General features: G+C 60.9%; 16 protein-coding genes. 7 read left to right on the top strand and 9 right to left on the bottom strand.

The annotated features are described in order from the left end of the window. Positions 1 to 108 precede the first annotated feature (108 nt). From aroK to F8N96_RS05315, 6 genes are read right to left on the bottom strand one after another with little or no spacing between them, the layout of a single operon-like run. A complete protein-coding gene (gene aroK, locus F8N96_RS05340; protein ID WP_010464421.1) occupies positions 109 to 627 on the bottom strand; it encodes a shikimate kinase AroK in 519 nt (172 codons plus the stop codon). Between the two features lie 4 nt (positions 628 to 631). Continuing rightward, entirely contained in the window at positions 632 to 2716 is a 2085-nt protein-coding gene (gene pilQ / locus F8N96_RS05335) for a type IV pilus secretin PilQ (RefSeq protein ID WP_150797272.1), read from the bottom strand. A gap of 13 nt (positions 2717 to 2729) precedes the next feature. Further along, complete coding sequence (locus F8N96_RS05330) at positions 2730 to 3257, bottom strand: pilus assembly protein PilP (RefSeq protein ID WP_150796928.1); 528 nt, start codon at positions 3255 to 3257, stop codon at positions 2730 to 2732. Continuing rightward, positions 3254 to 3877: a type 4a pilus biogenesis protein PilO gene (gene pilO, locus F8N96_RS05325; protein WP_150796927.1), complete on the bottom strand. Its 624-nt coding sequence runs from the start codon at positions 3875 to 3877 to the stop codon at positions 3254 to 3256. Before pilO ends, F8N96_RS05330 begins: the two co-directional genes overlap by 4 nt. Then, positions 3874 to 4437 (bottom strand): PilN domain-containing protein, encoded by a 564-nt coding sequence (locus F8N96_RS05320; protein ID WP_150796926.1) that lies wholly within the window; start codon positions 4435 to 4437, stop codon positions 3874 to 3876. Before F8N96_RS05320 ends, pilO begins: the two co-directional genes overlap by 4 nt. Continuing rightward, on the bottom strand, positions 4437 to 5501 hold the full coding sequence (locus F8N96_RS05315) for a pilus assembly protein PilM (protein ID WP_150796925.1): 1065 nt from the start codon (positions 5499 to 5501) through the stop codon (positions 4437 to 4439). Before F8N96_RS05315 ends, F8N96_RS05320 begins: the two co-directional genes overlap by 1 nt. Positions 5502 to 5715: 214 nt before the next feature. On the opposite strand from F8N96_RS05315, the gene F8N96_RS05310 reads away from it, so the two are divergent. After that, the gene (locus F8N96_RS05310) at positions 5716 to 8160 is read left to right on the top strand and encodes a penicillin-binding protein 1A (protein WP_412071804.1); all 2445 of its coding nucleotides are present in this window, start codon (positions 5716 to 5718) and stop codon (positions 8158 to 8160) included. A gap of 270 nt (positions 8161 to 8430) precedes the next feature. On the opposite strand, the gene F8N96_RS05305 is transcribed toward F8N96_RS05310, so the two are convergent. From F8N96_RS05305 to rpmE, 3 genes are all read right to left on the bottom strand, one after another. Then, on the bottom strand, positions 8431 to 9699 hold the full coding sequence (locus F8N96_RS05305; protein ID WP_150763393.1) for a malic enzyme-like NAD(P)-binding protein: 1269 nt from the start codon (positions 9697 to 9699) through the stop codon (positions 8431 to 8433). A gap of 182 nt (positions 9700 to 9881) precedes the next feature. Continuing rightward, positions 9882 to 10682: a thermonuclease family protein gene (locus F8N96_RS05300; protein ID WP_150796923.1), complete on the bottom strand. Its 801-nt coding sequence runs from the start codon at positions 10680 to 10682 to the stop codon at positions 9882 to 9884. 14 nt (positions 10683 to 10696) lie between these two features. Next, entirely contained in the window at positions 10697 to 10927 is a 231-nt protein-coding gene (rpmE, locus tag F8N96_RS05295; RefSeq protein ID WP_007899231.1) for a 50S ribosomal protein L31, read from the bottom strand. Between the two features lie 287 nt (positions 10928 to 11214). Here rpmE and F8N96_RS05290 point away from each other — a divergent pair, with 287 nt between their 5' ends. The 6 genes from F8N96_RS05290 (at position 11215) to F8N96_RS05265 (ending at position 18793) form a co-directional block, all read left to right on the top strand. Next, positions 11215 to 13434 carry a primosomal protein N' gene (locus tag F8N96_RS05290; RefSeq protein ID WP_150796922.1) on the top strand — a complete coding sequence of 740 codons (2220 nt, stop codon included), beginning with the start codon at positions 11215 to 11217 and terminating at the stop codon, positions 13432 to 13434. Between the two features lie 237 nt (positions 13435 to 13671). After that, positions 13672 to 15408: an arginine--tRNA ligase gene (gene argS / locus F8N96_RS05285; protein ID WP_150797271.1), complete on the top strand. Its 1737-nt coding sequence runs from the start codon at positions 13672 to 13674 to the stop codon at positions 15406 to 15408. Between the two features lies 1 nt (position 15409). Continuing rightward, on the top strand, positions 15410 to 16117 hold the full coding sequence (locus F8N96_RS05280) for an SPOR domain-containing protein (protein WP_128872197.1): 708 nt from the start codon (positions 15410 to 15412) through the stop codon (positions 16115 to 16117). Between the two features lie 232 nt (positions 16118 to 16349). After that, positions 16350 to 16880 (top strand): ATP-dependent protease subunit HslV, encoded by a 531-nt coding sequence (gene hslV / locus F8N96_RS05275; protein ID WP_007948954.1) that lies wholly within the window; start codon positions 16350 to 16352, stop codon positions 16878 to 16880. Between the two features lie 55 nt (positions 16881 to 16935). Continuing rightward, positions 16936 to 18273 (top strand): ATP-dependent protease ATPase subunit HslU, encoded by a 1338-nt coding sequence (hslU, locus tag F8N96_RS05270; protein ID WP_150796921.1) that lies wholly within the window; start codon positions 16936 to 16938, stop codon positions 18271 to 18273. Positions 18274 to 18415: 142 nt separating this feature from the next. Beyond that, the gene (locus F8N96_RS05265; RefSeq protein WP_150796920.1) at positions 18416 to 18793 is read left to right on the top strand and encodes a gamma-butyrobetaine hydroxylase-like domain-containing protein; all 378 of its coding nucleotides are present in this window, start codon (positions 18416 to 18418) and stop codon (positions 18791 to 18793) included. The last annotated feature ends 100 nt before the right edge of the window (positions 18794 to 18893 follow it).

Genomic DNA, 18893 nt, shown 5'->3' with positions numbered 1-18893 from the left:
TAACCAATGTCTACGGCGTCTGCTGGTGTGACGCCGTTCGGTAGCCATGCGCCACACCCCTTGAGCGGCCATGACAGCGCCCGAGGATAGCGCATTTCGCGCTGCCCTTTAACGGGGAGGCAGCTGTTGCAAGCGCTCGAGAATATCCAGCACCACCATTCGCGGCGGTCGCTCATCGGTTTCCACCACCAGATCGGCGATTTCCCTATAGAGCGGATCGCGAATCGCCAGCAGGTCCCGAAGGGTCTTGGCCGGATCGGCAGTACGCAGCAGTGGCCGATTGCGGTCACGCGAGGTGCGACCGACTTGCTGCTCGACGGAGGCGTGCAGGTAAACCACCCGACCACCGGCATGCAGCGCCCGACGATTGGCTTCGCGCATCACCGCACCGCCACCGGTCGCCAGCACCACGCCATCGCAGCCGCACAGCTCGGCAATCATCGCCTGCTCGCGGTCACGAAAGCCCGGTTCGCCTTCCTTATCGAAAATCCACGGGATATTGGCGCCCGTGCGCAATTCAATTTCCTTATCGGAATCCTTGAACGGCAGGCGCAGCTCTTTGGCCAGCAAACGGCCGATGGTGCTTTTTCCAGCCCCCATCGGTCCAACAAGAATCAAATTTCGCACAGAATCAATGACTCACAGCAATCGCCTGGTTGTTCATGATACGCGGAGTGAGAAATACCAGCAGCTCGGATTTTTTCTCCGAAACCACGTCACGCCGGAAAAGGCGGCCAAGATACGGCACATCGCCGAGAAATGGCACTTTATCTACAACCTTGCTTTGAGTATTTGAGAAAACCCCGCCGATCACGATGGTCTCGCCGTCATTGACCAGTACCTTGGCATTGACCTCGTTTTTCTTGATCGGCGGTACATCCTGGACTTTGTTCAAGTAGTCCGGCTCATCCTTGGTGACCTTGACCTCCATGATGATCCGGTTGTCCGGGGTGATTTGCGGCGTCACCTCCAGCGACAGCGAGGCCTCCTTGAACGACACCGATGTGGCGCCGCTGGAGCTGGCTTCCTGATAGGGAATTTCAGTGCCCTTGAGGATTTTCGCGGTCTCCTTGTCGGACGTGACCACCTTGGGCTGCGAGACGATTTCGCCGTTGCCGGTCTTCTCCATCGCGGTCAGTTCCAGGTCCAGCAACACGTTGTCGGTGATGAACGCGATGCCCAGCCCCGAGGTATTGCCGGCGGTGCCCAGGTCGACGAACGGCGAGTTGGTGCTGGTGCTGCCCGGCGTACCGATGGTGGTCGACGAGCCGGTGCTGACCCCGGACGTGTTCCAGTTGCCTTTGTTCTGCACCGAACCACCCCAGCGCACGCCGAGACTTTTGTCGTAGTCGACATTGGCTTCGACGATTCGCGCCTCGATCATCACCTGCCGTACCGGAATATCCAGTTGCGCAACGATACGGCGAAGCTCGTCAAGGCGGTCCTGGGTCTGGTAGGCAATGATGTTGTTGGTGCGTTCATCGACCGTGATCGAGCCCCGTTCGTCCGTTTCCGCCTGTTTGTTGGTCACTGACTTGAACAGCTCGGCGATGTCCTTAGCCTTGGCGTAGTTGACCTGCAGCAGCTCGCGGCGCAAAGGTGCCAGTTCGGCAATCTGCTTTTGCGACTCGAGCTCCTGGCGTTCGCGCGCGGCGATCTCATCGGCGGGCGCTACCAGCAGCACGTTGCCGATCTTGCGTTTATCCAGGCCTTTGGTTTTCAGCACCAGGTCCAGTGCCTGATCCCACGGCACGTTCTGCAGACGCAGGGTGATGCCGCCCTGCACCGTATCGCTGGCCACCAGGTTGAGGTTGGTGAAATCGGCGATCAGTTGCAGCACCGAGCGCACGTCGATGTCCTGGAAATTCAGCGAGAGCTTTTCACCGGTGTAGGCGAAACGCTCGGCGTTGCGTTTTTGCAGGTCGTCGACGGTCATCGGCCGGATGCTGACCGTCAGCTTGTTGTCGGTCTGATAGGTCGAATAGTCAAACGCACCGCTGGGCTCGATGCTGATAGTGGCCCGATCGCCCGTGGCGCTGGCATTGACGAATTGCACTGGCGTAGCGAAATCCTTGACGTCCAGGCGCACTCGCAAGGGCTCGGGCAGTTGTGTCCTGGCGAAACCGAGGACGATCTTGCCGTCGCGCTCCTGAATATCCGGGGCAATGGAGGGGTCCGACAGATCGATGACCACATTGCCTTCGCCCTGGGTGCCACGCTGGAAATCCACGCCACGGATGGCCTTGCCCACCGGCGCATAGGTCCTGGCCGGGGCTGGGGCCGGCGTTGCAGTGGCAGCGCGAGGCGCGCTGGCGGGCCGGGGCGCGGCCTTCGCGGCGCCTTGCCCGACCACCACGAACAGCGTGTTGCCTTCGACCCGCGCGTCATACGGGGTCAACTGGGTCAGGTTGATGATCAGCCGCGTGCGGTCCTTGGCCTCCACCACCGTGGCGCTGCGGGCATTGCCGCCCCCCAGCTCACGATTCTTGCTCTTCAGTTGACTGACCACCCCAGGCAGATCCAGCGCAATCCGTGCCGGCGATTCCGTCGTGTAACCACGGGGCGTCGGGGGCGGGCCATCGAAGGACAACTTCAACTCGACGCGGTCTCCCGGTAACGCCGCGACATCCAGCGTCTTGAGATTGGCCGCTAGTACCATCGGCGACAGCAGCGCTATCCATAGCGAAATACCGAGGGTGGAGAAAATCCTGTTCATCATTCGAGTTCCACTATGAGTGCTCTTTCAAAGGAATGGTCCGCGGCCGCTCCAGCCAGGCGCCCTGGCCGTCCGGAACGATTTCGACCACATCGACCTGCGAGCCGCTGATGGCGACGATCCGTCCATCGTTACGCCCCAGGTAATCGCCGACTTTCAGCCGATGCACACCGCCCGCTCCGCGCAGCAGGGCAAAGGAACCCGTCGCGTTGGAGAGGGTGCCGACCATTTCAAACTGCTCGATGTTGAAACCTTCGAGGTATTGCTTGACCCGGCCGGGGTCGGGCTTGACGTTGCGCGAGCCGTGTTTCTGGCCCGTCAGATCGATTCTGACCTGCCTGGAAAACGGGCTTCTCAGGTTGGCGGCGCTGTAGGTGAATGTCGGGTAGGACCGGAATGTCGGGGTGGGTTCAATCTTGCCCGGCGCTCGCAAGCGCACTTCGTTCATGTAGGCATCGAGGTCACTGACGTCATTATCGCCGCCACAACCGGCCAGGCCGGCGATGAATACCAGTATCGAGACACAACGAATCGGGCTCATTTTTGCAGTCCCTTGTCGTTGTAGCGGTAAGTCTTGGCAAGGATGCTCATGCGCAACCGCGGTCCGCCCTCGGGGTTGGCCGGTACAAGATCGAAGTCATGCAGGGTGACGATGCGTGGCAATCCCGCTACGCCACTGACGAAGGTGGCCAGGTCATGGTAGGCACCGGTGACGGTGATCTGGATCGGCAGCTCGATGTAGAACTGCCGGGAGGCCTCCGGTAACAACTTGATCTCTTCGAACTCCAGGCCACTGCCCAGGCCGGTGCGCGTGATGTCCTCCAGCAGGCCGGGCACTTCGGTGTCACTGGGCAATTGGCGCAGCAACACGCCGAAAGAGTTCTCCATTTCCTTCATCTGCTGGGTATACAGCTCCAGATTCGCCGCCATATGGGCTTTGGTGGCGAATTGCTCCTTGAGTGTCGACTCTTCCTCACGCTTGAGGTCGAGGTGATCCTCCAGGTCGCTGATGTAAAAGCTGTACCCCAACGCCAGCACCATGACCATCAGCAGGACACCCGTCAATGCCTTGATCGCCGGCGGCCAGGAGCCCATGTTGTTGGTATCCAGATCGTTGATATCGATCTTGCGCAGGCCTTCGAACCATTCGGACAGTCTCATTTGGCGCTCTCCACAGCCGGCTGGGTCTGACGAACGGTCAACTGAAAAACATTGGCCTGAACCAGCTGACCGGCGGTGGTCGCCTTGACTTCCGTGAGGTTGGGCGCATCGAACCAGTCGGACGCATCCAGATTGCGCATCAGGTCCGAAACCCGATTGTTGGATTCTGCCGCGCCGGCAATGGACAGGGTTTTGCCGGCCATCTTCACTTCGGTGAAATAAACGCCATCCGGCAAGGTACGCGCCAACTGATCGAAGATACGCCCGCTGACAGGACGATTGCCTTGCAGGTCCTGGATGATGCGCATGCGCTCGACCAGTTGCTGGCGACGGGCCTTGAGATCGCTGATCTGGTTGATCCGCTCATCGACCACGGCAATCTGCTTGCCGATGTAGTCGTTACGGGCGATTTGTCGATCGATGGCACCGTTGATGACCTGGTCCGCAATCAGCACCGCCCCCACCGAACCCACCAGCACACCGACCAGCGCCAGCAAAAAGCGCTTGCGACGCGCTTCACGCAGCTCCTCGCGCCAGGGTAAAAGATTGATCTGCGCCATCAGTCGAAACTCCTGAGGGCCAGCCCGCAGGCAATCATCAAGGCCGGGGCATCACTGGCCAGGGCACCGGCGTTGACCTTGCTGCTCAGACTCATATCGGAGAAGGGGTTGGCCACTTGCGTGGGGGTGCCCAGCCGCTGCTCGATCAACCGGTCCAGCCCCGAGACCGACGCGGTACCGCCGGCCAGCAGAATGTGATCGACCGCATTGTACTGGCCGGAGGCGAAGAAAAACTGCAATGAACGGGACACCTGCTGCACCAGCGCCTCGCGAAATGGCTGCAGGACCTCACTGACGTAATCGTCCGGCAGACCGCCCTGTTTCTTCGCCAACCCCGCCTGCTCGAGCGTCAGCCCATAACGCCGCTGGATTTCTTCCGTCAGCTGACGACCGCCGAACAATTGTTCGCGGGTGTAGATGATGCGCCCGTTGTGCAGCACGCTCAGCGTGGTCATGGTGGCGCCGATGTCGACCACCGCCACCGTCAGTCCCGCCTGAGAGGCCGCCAGATGACGCGTCAGCAGGCCATACGACCGCTCCAGCGCGTAGGCCTCGACGTCGACCACCCGCGCTGTCAGGCCGGCCAGCGCCAGGGCTGCTTCACGGACTTCGACGTTCTCCTTGCGACAAGCCGCCAGCAGCACATTGACCCGCTCGGGGTTGCGCGCCGACACGCCCTGGATTTCAAAGTCGATGGCGACTTCGTCCAATGGATAAGGGATGTATTGATCAGCCTCGATCTTCAGCTGGTTTTCCATCTCGTCATCGGAAAGACCGGCATCCATCTCGATGGTCTTGGTGATCACTGCCGAACCGGCCACGGCCACGGCGACGTTCCTGAGGCTGGTTTTGGCCTTGAGCAGCACGCGTGAAAGGGCCTGGCCCACGCCTTCGAGCTCGGCGATATTTTTCTCGACCACCGCGCTGGAAGGCAGCGGTTCTACCGCATAGGCCTCGACCCGGTAACGATCGCCTTGGCGGCTCAGCTCCAGAAGCTTTACCGACGTGGAACTGATGTCGATCCCCAGCAGCGTATTGGCCTTTTTATTGAAGAGTCCTAGCACTACCAATTCCCTATGACTTTCCGTGAGTTACGGACTCCGTAATACGCATTGCGTTCAAACCACCCGTCTTGACAACAGCGCAAATGACGCCCTCGACGGAAAAATGCTTATAATGCCCAGCGATTTTTTTCCGCATTTACTCAAGCGCGGGTTTTCCTGCTTACCTGAACCCTGAGCCTAATTCATTCTTTGCCCTGGATATCCAAAAGCCTTGATTCGTCTGCTGAAATTTTTCGGGTGGTCCATCGTCGCCGTCTTCTGCGGACTGCTCCTTGGTCTGAGCGGCGCGTTTCTATACCTTAGCCCCGGATTGCCATCCGTGGAGGCACTGAGAAGCATTCAGTTGCAGATCCCCTTGCGGGTGTATAGCAGCGACGACAAATTGATCGCTGAATTTGGCGAAATGCGCCGCACGCCGATCCGCTTCGCCGACATCCCCCCCAATTTCATCAACGCCTTGCTCAGCGCCGAAGACGACAATTTCGCCAACCACTACGGCGTCGATCCCGGCAGCCTGATGCGTGCCGCCACTCAGCTGATCAAGAGCGGACACATCCAGTCCGGCGGCAGCACCATCACTATGCAGGTAGCGAAGAATTTTTTCCTCACCAGCGAACGCAGTTTCTCGCGCAAGACCACCGAAATCCTCCTGGCCCTGCAGATCGAACGGCAACTGACCAAGGACGAAATCCTTGAGTTATACGTGAACAAAATCTACCTGGGCAACCGCGCCTACGGCATCGAGGCCGCGGCGCAAGTCTATTACGGCAAGTCGATCCGAGACGTCAGCCTGGCACAAATGGCAATGATCGCCGGCCTGCCCAAGGCGCCGTCGCGCTTCAACCCGCTGGCCAACCCGGCCCGCAGCAAGGAGCGTCGCGACTGGATCCTGGGGCGCATGTACAAACTGGGCAAAATCACTGAAGCCGATTACACCACGGCGATCAACGAGCCGCTCAACGCCAGTTATCACGTACCGACTCCAGAGGTGAATGCACCGTACATCGCTGAAATGGCCCGCGCCGAAATGGTCGGGCGCTATGGCAGCGATGCGTATACCGAAGGCTTTCGCGTCACCACCACGGTGCCGAGCAACCTGCAGGAAATGGCCAACACCGCGGTCCACGAAGGCTTGATGACCTACGACCAGCGTCACGGCTATCGTGGCCCCGAGTCACGCCTGCCGGGCAAGACCCGCGAGGCCTGGGCTACCGAGCTGACCAAGCAGCGCACCATCAGCAGCCTTGAGCCGGCCATCGTCATCCAGGTCGACAAGACCGGCCTGCAGGTGTTGACCCGCACCGGGGAAGAACACGTCAGCTGGGACACCATGAAATGGGCGCGTCCGTTCCTGAACACCAACAGCATGGGCCCCAATCCCAAGCAGCCGTCGGATGTGGCCAAGGTCGGCGATCTGGTTCGCGTCCAGCGCCAGCCGGACAACTCACTGAAGTTCAGCCAGATCCCGCAAGCCCAGGGCGCACTGGTGTCCCTCGACCCGCAGAACGGCGCCATTCGCTCGCTGGTCGGCGGCTTTGCGTTCGAGCAGAGCAACTACAACCGCGCCATGCAGGCCAAGCGTCAACCGGGCTCGAGCTTCAAGCCGTTCGTTTACAGCGCCGCGCTGGATAACGGCTACACCGCCTCCAGCCTGGTGAACGACGCCCCTATCGTGTTTGTCGACGAATACCTGGATAAGGTTTGGCGTCCAAAGAACGACACAAACACCTTCCTCGGTCCGATCCGCATGCGTGAGGCGCTCTACAAGTCGCGCAACCTGGTGTCGATCCGCCTGCTGCAAGCGCTGGGCGTGGACCGCACCATCGACTACATCAGCAAGTTCGGCTTCAACAAACAGGACCTGCCGCGCAACCTGTCCCTGGCCCTGGGCACCGCCACCCTGACGCCCATGGAAATCGCCACCGGCTGGAGCACCTTCGCCAACGGCGGCTACAAGATCACCCCGTACATTATCGAGAAGATCGAAAGCCGCAATGGCGATACGCTGTTCGTCGCCAACCCGCCAAGCGTGCCGAAAGGCGATGCAGTCAGCGCCGGCATCGCAGCCCCGGTCCCGGCTGCCGACGCTTTCACCGTCAGCGCAACGCCAGGCGAAACCCCGACTGCCCAGCCAGCGCCACCCACACCGGCCGTGGCCGAACGCATTGTCGATGGCCGCACCACGTTCATCCTCAACAGCATGCTTGAGGACGTCATCAAGCGTGGCACCGGCCGCCGCGCCCTGGCATTGGGTCGCAGCGACATTGCGGGCAAGACCGGCACCACCAACGAATCCAAGGACGCCTGGTTCTCCGGCTACAACGCTGACTACGTGACCACCGTCTGGACCGGCTTCGACCAGCCTGAAAGCCTGGGTCGCCGGGAGTTCGGCGGCACTGTCGCGCTGCCGATCTGGATGAGCTACATGGGCGCCGCGCTCAAAGACAAGCCGCCCCATACGCAGCGTGAGCCGGAAGGTATCCTCAGCCTGCGAGTCGACCCGATCAGTGGCCGTGCAGCCACCCCAGGCACGCCAGGCGCCTACTTCGAACTGTTCAAGGCCGAGGACACGCCACCGTCGGGCAACGAGCTGGGCAAGGGCAATGCGCCGGGCAGCCCGCTGCCAGCGGATGAAGGGGCGCCGATCGATTTGTTCTGATTGCGCAGCCCCGGCAAAAAGCCCCGCCTTCGAGAGAAGCGCGGGGCTTTTTTTATATGGATTATTGCTGCAACCTGAAGATGGTCGTCGCCTATCAGGCCGCCTTCGCTGGCAAGCCAGCTCCTACAGGGGTCCGGCAAACGCCTCAGATCCACTGTAGGAGCTGGCTTGCCAGCGAAGAGGCCCTCAAAAACAGCACAAACCTCGCAGGCATAAAAAAGCCCCGACTCACAAGAGCCAGGGCTTTTTCTGTTGAAGCGCTACAACGGCTTAGCCGTTGAACACATCATCCACGCTTTTGAGCGGGTAGTTCTTCGGATACGGCAGGGTTGCCACACCGGTCTCGATCGCAGCCTTGGCCACGGCATCGGAGATCAGGGTGATCAGACGGGCATCCATTGGTTTCGGGATGATGTACTCACGACCGAATTCCAGCTTGATGCCGCCATAGGCGTCGCATACTTCCTGAGGCACTGGCAGTTTGGCCAGTTCACGCAGGGCGTTGGCCGCAGCCACTTTCATTTCTTCGTTGATGCGCTTGGCGCGAACGTCCAGGGCACCGCGGAAGATGAACGGGAAGCCCAGTACGTTATTGACCTGGTTCGGGTAGTCCGAACGGCCGGTGGCCATGATCACGTCGTCGCGAGTGGCATGCGCCAGTTCCGGGGAGATTTCCGGATCCGGGTTCGAGCACGCGAACACGATCGGGTTGGCCGCCATGGATTTCAGGCCTTCAGCGCTCAGCAGGTTCGGACCGGACAGGCCAACGAACACGTCAGCGCCTTCCAGCGCGTCAGCCAGGGTGCGCTTCTCGGTCGCGTGAGCGAACACAGCCTTGTACTGGTTCAGGTCGTCGCGGCCGGAATGGATCACGCCGGTGCGGTCGACCATGTAGATGTTTTCGATGCTGGCGCCCATGCTCACCAGCAATTTCATGCAGGAGATGGCGGCAGCACCGGCACCCAGGCAGACGATCTTGGCGTCAGCCAGGGTTTTGCCAGCGATTTCCAGGGCGTTGATCATGCCGGCCGCGGTAACGATCGCGGTGCCGTGCTGGTCATCGTGGAAGACCGGAATGTCGCACTGTTCGATCAGGGCGCGTTCGATCTCAAAGCACTCGGGTGCCTTGATGTCTTCCAGGTTGATGCCACCGAAGGTGATGGAGATGCGCTTGACGGTGTCGATGAAGGCTTGCGGGCTTTCGGAGTCGACTTCGATGTCGAATACGTCGATGCCGGCAAAGCGCTTGAACAGCACGCCTTTACCTTCCATCACTGGCTTGGAAGCCAATGGGCCGAGGTTACCCAGACCGAGAATCGCTGTGCCATCGGAAATGACTGCAACCAGATTGCCCTTGCCGGTGTATTTGTAGGCCAGTTCAGGATCGCGAGCGATTTCGCGTACTGGTTCGGCTACGCCGGGGCTGTAGGCCAGCGACAGGTCGCGGGCGGTAGCGGTGGCCTTGGTGAGCTCGACACTCAGCTTACCTGGACGAGGATGGGCGTGATATTCGAGAGCGGCAGTTTTCAGATCAGACATGTGGGCATTCCGCTTTTACTGTTGGACAGACGGATCGCCGAGGATACTCGTGTCGCAAAGTCCCCACAAGACTGACCAGTCACCCCTGTCAAGCGGCCTGCCCTACGACTTTGGGCCAAGAGCCACGGAACACAAGGGATAGACTGTTCACAATCGACAGAAAAAATGTCTACAATTTTTTATCAGGGTATCGCGTACAGCATCACCGGATGGGTCAACGGCAACAACCAACGTGCATGCCCGTCTTTGCGTCCACCACGGCGTGAACGATCCACCACCCAACCACGCGCCTCGATCTGCTTGCCCTCGAGCCGCGCAAGCGCCGCGACATCGAACTGCCCAAGCACATTGGGTGCAACACGTAATACAACTGAATCCTGCAACTCGATCCAAACCCCGCCGCGATTGCGTTGAACCTTGCTCACACGACCGCTGAGCAGGGCAAAACCGGACGTGTTGATCTGCTCCGCTTTCAGTACAGGAGAATGTCGCCACAGGCCAATCCCGGCCTGACGGGCACTACGTTCCGCGGCTTGCTGACAGGCGACCAGATCGACATTCGGCGCGACGGCCACCTGGAACCCCAGACCTTCAGCGAGCATTTGCGCTTCGAGATTGGCGCCATCCGCGCCGTAGAGATGAGCCAGGGTACGGCCATAGCTATCCTTGCTTTCTTTGCCGGGCAGCAAAGCGAGCCGTCCGTCGCTGGCCGCAACCAGCGCTTCCAGGCGTTTGCGTGCCGTCACGGCGAACGGCTCGTCGGCACGGCCTTTCTTGCCCAGCTCCGGGGTATTCAAACCGATCATGCGCACGCTGCGGCCGTCGCTCAGGCGCAGCGTGTCGCCGTCCACCACCCGCTGCACCGCAACCGCGGCCAGGCCGTCCGGCACCGGGCAGAAGGCCTGGGCAGCAGAAAGCCAAAACGCAGACACAAAAAAGGCGCCCGCAAGGGACGCCTTTTTCATCAGCAAGGTAAAGCCCATGGGGCTTTGAAACCTTACTCTGCAGCAGCAGGAGCTTTCTTGCCGAAAGCACCGAAGCGGTCTGCGAAGCGCTGTACACGGCCGCCAGTATCCAGAGTCTTCTGCTTACCGGTGTAGAACGGGTGGCACTCGTTGCATACGTCGATCGCCAGAGGCTTGGCCAGGTTCGAACGAGTTTCGAACTTGTTGCCACAGCTGCAGGTAACTGCGGTGATTTCGTATGTTGGATGGATATCGGCTTTCATGGTGAATTCCTCAGGCTAGCGTGCCGCCACTCAACACCATTGTTGAATACCGCACGTAATTAGGCCGCGGATTCTACCAGAGGTTTGAAATCACGCAAGCTGTCGCTTACACCGACCGTCTGCTAGGCTCCCGACCCAAAGCGCATTGCTCTGCAGGAGCGAGCTTGCTCGCGAAAAAGGTACAACCGACGCCACTCAGCGGCTGGAATACCTTCGCGAGCAAGCTCGCTCCTACAGGTATTGCGTCCAGCCTTGCATTTATTGCCCGCCCAAAGAGATCCCCCCGCGTGCCCGACGCCATATTGCGCCTCGCCCTGCCCTCGCCGCTGCGCCGCCTGTTCGATTACCGTGCCCCGGCCGGCGTCCTGCGCGCCCAGTTGCATCCTGGCATGCGCCTGCGGGTTCCCTTCGGCCGACGGGAGATGATCGGGATCCTGGTGGAGGTCACCGATACCAGCGAAGTCCCGGCGGCAAAGCTCAAGCCCGCCCTGGCCCTGCTCGACGCCACGCCGCCCCTGCCGCCAGCGCTGTTCAAGCTGTGCCTGTGGACCTCCCAGTACTACCAACACAGCCTCGGCGATACCTTGAGCTGGGCGCTGCCGGTGTTGTTGCGTCAGGGCGAACTGGCCGAAGCGCGCCAGGAGCGCTTCTGGTCCGCTGCACCGGGCGCCAGACTCGATGACCCACGCATCGCCCGCGCCCCGCGTCAGCGTGAGGCCCTGGCGACTCTCGCCCAGCATCCCCACGGCGTCGCCCATCAATTGCTGAGCAAACTGATGCTGAGCAAGGACAGCCTCGACCTGTTGCTGGCCAAAGACCTGGTGCAGGTGGACATCCGCCGGCACGCTCCCGGCGCGCGCCACGAACACTGGCTGGCGCAACCGGAGTTGCCGCTCAATCCCGAGCAGCGCGCGGCTTATGAAGCGATTCGCGCCGGTTTCGACAGTTATCACGCGTTTCTGCTGGCCGGGGTCACCGGCAGCGGCAAGACCGAAGTGTATCTGCAACTTATTCGCGAAACCCTCGAGGCGGGCAAGCAGGCACTGGTGCTGATCCCGGAGATCAACCTCGGCCCCCAGACCCTGGCGCGCTTCGAGCAGCGCTTCAATGCACGTATCGCGCTGATCCACTCGGCGGTCAATGATCGTGAGCGCCTGGAGGCCTGGCTTGCCGCGCGGGACGGCGAGGCCGACATCATCATCGGCACCCGTTCGGCACTGTTTACCCCGATGAAGAACCCAGGCCTGATCATCATCGACGAAGAGCACGACGGCTCCTATAAACAGCAGGAGGGCCTGCGCTATCACGCTCGCGACCTGGCATTGGTGCGTGCACGGCAGGAAAACATTCCGATTGTCCTCGGCTCCGCCACCCCGTCACTGGAAAGCCTGCACAACGCCTACACCGGTCGGTACGGACTCCTGCGCCTGAACGAACGCGCCGGCGGCGCCAAGCAACCGCGCTTCCTGCGTCTTGACGTGAAAAGTCGCCCACTGGACAGCGGCATTTCCGGGCCGATGCAGCAGGCCATCGGCCAGACGCTGGCAGCGGGTCAGCAGGTGTTGGTTTTTCTCAACCGTCGCGGATTTGCGCCGACGCTGCTGTGTCATGACTGCGGCTGGATGTCCGAGTGCCAACGCTGTGACGCACGGATGACCGTGCACCAGCGCTCCGGCGAGCTGCGCTGCCACCATTGCGGCTACGTCGAACGCGTGCCCCGGCATTGTCCCAAGTGCGGCAAAGTCGACCTGCGCCCCGTAGGTGCCGGCACCGAGCGCGCCGAGGAACGCCTGGGGATTTTGTTCCCCGACGTCCCGGTGCTGCGGGTCGACCGCGACAGCACTTCACGCAAGGACGCGATGAACCAGCTGTTCGCCACTATCCAGAAAGGCCATCCCTGCATTCTGGTGGGCACGCAGATGCTTGCCAAAGGGCACCACTTCCCACGGGTGACCCTGGTGTCGATACTCGATGCCGATGGCGGGCTGTTCTCCGGCGACTTCCGCGCCAGCGAACGCATGGCGCAGCTGATCGTCCAAGTGGCAGGCCGTGCGGGCCGGGCTGAAGAGCCGGGCAAAGTGATCATTCAAACCCACCTTGCAGACCATCCATTGCTGGTGCAATTGACCGAACAGGGTTATTTCGCGTTTGCCGAACAGGCCTTGAGCGAACGCCGCGCGGCGGGATTGCCACCCTTTGCGCATTTGGCATTGCTGCGGGCCGAAGCACACAAGCCCGGGCAGGCCGAAGGTTTTCTCGATGAAGCGTGCAGCGAAGCCGAGCGTTTGCTGGCAGAGCAGAACCTGACCGGCATCGAGCTGCTGGGGCCGGTGCCGGCACCGATGGAACGGCGGGCCGGGCGTTATCGTGCGCAGTTGTTGCTGCAGGCGACGGCGCGGGCGCCATTGCACCGGCTGCTTGCCAGTTGGTTGTTGGTTTTGGAGCAGATGCCGAGTGGGCGAGCGGTGCGGTGGTCTTTGGATGTGGATCCGGTGGATTTGTATTGACCGGAAGATCGTCTTCGCTGGCAAGCCAGCTCCTACAGGGGGTTGTGGCGGGCACATAATGTGTGAGCAACCGAGATCATTGTAGGAGCTGGCTTGCCGGCGAAAGCGGTCGATATGTCACCACATATCCACATCCTGCCCGCTATAGTTGGCAAGCCCGCCTTCGCCACGGATAATGCCCAGTTTTTCCACCAGCGCATCGAAGCGCCGCCGCGCTTGCGGTCGAAAGAGAAGACCATGAAAGACACCATTCGCCAGCTGATCCAACAAGCCATCACCCAACTCGTCAACGAAGGTGTGTTGCCTGAAGGCCTGTCGCCGGCGATTCAGGTGGAAAACTCCCGTGACAAGACCCACGGCGATTTCGCCAGCAACATCGCGATGATGCTGGCCAAACCGGCCGGCATGAAGCCGCGCGACCTGGCAGAGAAAATCATCGCCGCGCTGCCGGCTGACGAAAACGTCTCCAAAGCCGAAATCGCCGGCCCGGGCTTCCTCAATTTCTTCCAGAACACCCAAGCCCTGGCCACTCGCCTGGATGCCGCCCTGGCCGATGACAAGATCGGCGTGCGCAAGGCGGGTCCCGCCCAGCGCACCGTGGTCGACCTGTCGGCGCCGAACCTGGCCAAAGAGATGCACGTCGGCCACTTGCGCTCGACCATCATTGGCGACGGCGTGGCGCGGGTCCTGGAGTTCCTCGGCGATGAAGTGATCCGTCAGAACCACGTCGGCGACTGGGGCACCCAGTTCGGCATGCTGATGGCCTACCTTCAGGAAAACCCGATCACCAGCGACGAGCTGTCGGACCTGGAAAATTTCTACCGCGCAGCCAAGCAACGTTTCGATGAATCCGAAGAGTTTGCCGACCGCGCCCGTGGCCTGGTGGTCAAACTGCAAGCCGGTGACCCGGACTGCCTGGCGCTGTGGACCAAGTTCAAGGACATCTCGCTGTCCCACTGCCAGAAAATCTACGAACTGCTGAACGTCAAACTGACCATGGCCGACGTGATGGGCGAAAGCGCCTACAACGACGACCTGATCAACGTGGTCAACGACCTCAAGGCCGCCGGGCTGCTGGTCGAGAGTAACGGCGCCCAGTGCGTGTTCCTCGACGAATTCAAGAACGCCGACGGCGACCCGCTGCCGGTGATCATCGTCAAGGCTGACGGCGGCTACCTGTATGCCACCACCGACCTGGCGGCGGTGCGTTACCGCAGCGGCAAGCTCAAGGCCGATCGCGCACTCTATTTCGTCGACCAGCGTCAGGCCCTGCACTTCCAGCAGGTGTTCGCAGTCGCCCGCAAGGCCGGTTTCGTGACCCATCCGATGGAGATGGAACACATGGGGTTTGGCACCATGAACGGCGCCGATGGCCGTCCGTTCAAGACCCGTGACGGCGGCACCGTTAAACTGATCGACCTGCTGACCGAAGCCCGGGAACGTGCCTACACCCTGGTGAAGGACAAAAACCCGACGCTTGCCGAAGCCGAGTTGCGCAACATCGCCAAGGTCGTGGGCATCGGTGCCGTGAAGTACGCCGATCTGTCCAAACACCGCACCAGCGACTACAGCTTCAACTTCGACCTGATGCTGAACTTCGAAGGCAACACCGCGCCGTACCTGCTGTACGCCTACACCCGCGTGGCCGGTGTATTCCGCAAGCTGGGCAAGGATTTCAGCGAAGTCGAAGGGCAGATCGTCCTCGAAGCGGCGCACGAACACGAACTGGCCGCGAAGCTGGCGCAGTTCGGTGAAGTGTTGAACAACGTATCCGACAAAGGTACGCCACACATCCTGTGCACCTACCTGTACGATGTCGCCGGCCTGTTCTCCAGCTTCTACGAGAACTGCCCGATCCTCAGTGCCGACACCCCGGCGCAAATGCAGAGCCGCCTGCGCCTCGCCGCGCTGACCGGCCGCACTCTCAAGCAAGGCCTGGAACTCTTGGGTCTGGAAACTCTGGAGCGTATGTAAGTTGGCTGCCAAGAAAAAACCTGCACCCAAACGTGGCGCCAGCCGTTACCAAGCCCCTGCAAAGCAACCGATCCCGGGTTGGCTGTGGATGGCCATCGGCCTGACGGTCGGCGCGTTCATCGTGTTCCTGATGAAGCTGGAACCGGGCAAGGGCAGCGAAAGCGTCAAGCGCGAGAAAATCGAGCAGCAGAAAGCCACCAGGATCGCCGAGGCCAACAAGACCCCGCCGAGCCCGACGCAACCGGTGAAGCCGAAGTACGACTTCTATACCTTGCTGCCGGAATCGGAGGTGATCGTGCCGCCGGATGCCGTGCCGGAGAAAACCCTGCCGACGCCGCAAGTGCCGGCCATTCCGACCACGCCGGTGACGCCGGAGCAAGCGGCGAAGATCGACACCGCACGCGCTCAGGCCGCACTGGCCGGGATAACCCCCCCGCCAGCGCCGCCGGTGTCCAAAGCGGCGCCAGTGACCAAGTTCTTCCTGCAGGCCGGTTCATTCCGCAAGGAGGCTGATGCGGACAAGGTCCGGGCGCAGATCATCTTGCTCGGTCAGGCGGTGGCTGTTGAATCCGGCACCGTGAAGGATGAAACCTGGTATCGGGTATTGGTCGGACCGTTCAGCAACCGCGAACAGCTGACCACCGCCCAGAAACAACTGGCCGGCAGCGGTTTCAGCAATTTGTTGTTACAACAACGCCAGAGCCGCTGATTTAAGTCAGCGCCACCGCGTTATCGTTCTTCGCTGGCAAGCCAGCTCCTACAGGATTTACGCGATTCCCTGTAGGAGCCGGCTTGCCGGCGAAGGCGCCAGCCCTGTCAACACACCCCTCCCCCGCCACACACCACTCGTCCTCTATCCCTCCCCGCAGTTGAAATACGCGTCACCACCCCCATATGAGTTGGCAGAAGGCACTTTCGCCCCGCTGCGTGGAGACTCTCCCTTGACCACCATCGTTTCAGTTCGCCGCCACGGCAAAGTCGTCATGGGCGGCGACGGCCAGGTTTCTCTGGGCAATACCGTGATGAAAGGCAACGCGAAGAAAGTTCGCCGCCTGTACCACGGCCAAGTGATCGCCGGCTTTGCCGGCGCCACTGCTGACGCCTTCACCCTGTTCGAGCGTTTTGAAGGCCAGCTCGAGAAACACCAGGGTCATCTGGTTCGCGCCGCCGTCGAACTCGCCAAAGAGTGGCGCACCGACCGCACCCTCAGCCGCCTCGAAGCCATGCTCGCGGTCGCCAACAAAGACGCGTCCCTGATCATTACCGGCAACGGCGACGTGGTCGAGCCCGAAGAAGGGCTGATCGCCATGGGTTCAGGGGGTGGTTATGCCCAGGCCGCCGCCAGCGCGCTGCTGAAGAAAACCGACCTGTCCGCCCGGGAAATCGTCGAAACCGCACTCGGCATCGCCGGCGACATCTGTGTATTCACCAACCACACCCAGACCATTGAGGAGCAGGACTGCGCCGAGTAAGCCTGTTCAGGCCTTTGTGCCACGGCTCATTCTTGCTTGAGGTCCGCCAAATACTATGTCCATGACTCCCCGTGAAATCGTCCACGAACTCAATCGCCACATCATCGGCCAGGACGATGCCAAGCGCGCCGTCGCCATCGCGCTGCGTAACCGCTGGCGTCGGATGCAGCTGCCTGAAGAGCTGCGCGTTGAAGTAACCCCCAAGAACATCCTGATGATCGGCCCGACCGGTGTCGGTAAAACCGAGATCGCGCGTCGCCTGGCTAAACTGGCCAACGCGCCATTCATCAAAGTCGAAGCGACCAAGTTCACCGAAGTCGGTTATGTCGGTCGCGACGTCGAATCGATCATTCGTGACCTGGCCGACGCAGCCATCAAACTGCTGCGCGAACAGGAAATGACCAAGGTTCGCCATCGCGCCGAAGACGCCGCCGAAGAACGCATCCTCGACGCCCTGCTGCCACCGGCACGCATGGGTTTCAACGAAGACGCCGCGCCGTCGGCAGACTCCAACACCCGCCAGCTGTTCCGCAAGCGCCTGCGCGAAGGTCAGCTGGACGACAAGGAGATCGAAATCGAAGTCGCCGAAGTGGTCGGCGTCGATATCTCCGCGCCGCCGGGCATGGAAGAAATGACCAACCAGTTGCAGAGCCTGTTCGCCAACATGGGCAAGGGCAAGCGCAAGAGCCGCAAGATCAAGGTCAAGGAAGCGCTGAAACTGGTGCGTGACGAAGAAGCCGGTCGCCTGGTCAACGAAGAAGAGTTGAAGGCCAAGGCCCTGGAAGCGGTCGAGCAGCACGGCATCGTGTTCATCGACGAAATCGACAAGGTCGCCAAGCGCGGCAATTCCGGTGGCGTCGACGTGTCCCGTGAAGGCGTACAGCGTGATTTGCTGCCGTTGATCGAGGGCTGCACCGTCAACACCAAACTGGGCATGGTCAAGACCGACCACATCCTGTTCATCGCCTCCGGTGCGTTCCACCTGAGCAAGCCGAGCGATCTGGTGCCGGAGCTGCAAGGTCGCCTGCCGATTCGCGTCGAGCTCAAGGCACTGACGCCGGAAGACTTCGAACGCATCCTCAGCGAGCCGCACGCATCGCTCACCGAGCAGTACTGCGCCCTGCTGAAAACCGAAGGACTGGTCATCGAGTTCCAGCCGGACGGCATCAAGCGTATCGCCGAGATCGCCTGGCAGGTCAACGAGAAGACCGAGAACATCGGCGCCCGTCGCCTGCACACCCTGCTCGAGCGCCTGCTCGAAGAGGTGTCGTTCAGCGCCGGCGACCTGGCCAGCGCCCACGATGAGAAGGCGATCCTGATCGACGCGGACTACGTCAACAACCACCTGGGCGAATTGGCGCAGAACGAAGACCTGTCCCGTTATATCCTGTAAGAAACTCTTACAGCGGTAGCGGACCTGTGGGAGCGAGCCTGCTCGCGAAAGCGGTATAACAGTCGACGATGATGTTGAATGTGATAACCCCTTCGCGAGCAGGCTCGCTCCCACAAGGTTCCGCACAGACGGACATTCGGCCATGACCCAACTCCCCACCGACATCAAACTGCACAAAGCCTCGAAAACCCTGTCGCTGAAATACGCGTCCGGCGAGGAACATCACTTGCCCGCCGAATTCCTTCGCGTGCACTCCCCCTCCGCCGAGGTCCAGGGCCACGGCAAACCCATCCTGCAATTTGGCAAGATCGGCGTAGGCCTGACCAAGGTCGAACCGGCCGGCCAGTACGCACTGAAATTGACCTTCGACGACGGCCACGACAGCGGCCTGTTCACCTGGGAATATCTGTACCAGTTAGGCGTGCGCCAGGAAGATCTCTGGAACGATTATCTTGCCGAACTCAAGGCGGCTGGAAAAACCCGCGACCCGAGCGAATCCATCGTCAAACTGATGCTCTAGATCGGGCCTCCTGCTCTTTAGAGGGCATTTTCTAATTTCATCTGTTTGAATGCTCGGCTTACAGGCCGACGATTGGCCTGCTTGCGAAAAAAATTAAACT

Source organism: Pseudomonas fluorescens (genome assembly GCF_902497855.1).
Lineage (GTDB): Bacteria > Pseudomonadota > Gammaproteobacteria > Pseudomonadales > Pseudomonadaceae > Aquipseudomonas > Aquipseudomonas fluorescens_BI.
The sequence above is the reverse complement of the archived record's forward strand: the minus strand, read 5'-3'. Positions and strand labels throughout refer to the sequence as shown.

Coding starts and splice junctions, on each gene's coding strand:
- pilQ (WP_150797272.1), bottom strand. CDS start 2,716: ATGAACAGGATTTTCTCCACCCTCGGTATTTCGCTATGGATAGCGCTG.
- F8N96_RS05330 (WP_150796928.1), bottom strand. CDS start 3,257: ATGAGCCCGATTCGTTGTGTCTCGATACTGGTATTCATCGCCGGCCTG.
- pilO (WP_150796927.1), bottom strand. CDS start 3,877: ATGAGACTGTCCGAATGGTTCGAAGGCCTGCGCAAGATCGATATCAAC.
- F8N96_RS05320 (WP_150796926.1), bottom strand. CDS start 4,437: ATGGCGCAGATCAATCTTTTACCCTGGCGCGAGGAGCTGCGTGAAGCG.
- F8N96_RS05305 (WP_150763393.1), bottom strand. CDS start 9,699: ATGTCTGATCTGAAAACTGCCGCTCTCGAATATCACGCCCATCCTCGT.
- F8N96_RS05300 (WP_150796923.1), bottom strand. CDS start 10,682: ATGGGCTTTACCTTGCTGATGAAAAAGGCGTCCCTTGCGGGCGCCTTT.
- rpmE (WP_007899231.1), bottom strand. CDS start 10,927: ATGAAAGCCGATATCCATCCAACATACGAAATCACCGCAGTTACCTGC.
- argS (WP_150797271.1), top strand. CDS start 13,672: ATGAAAGACACCATTCGCCAGCTGATCCAACAAGCCATCACCCAACTC.
- hslU (WP_150796921.1), top strand. CDS start 16,936: ATGTCCATGACTCCCCGTGAAATCGTCCACGAACTCAATCGCCACATC.
- F8N96_RS05265 (WP_150796920.1), top strand. CDS start 18,416: ATGACCCAACTCCCCACCGACATCAAACTGCACAAAGCCTCGAAAACC.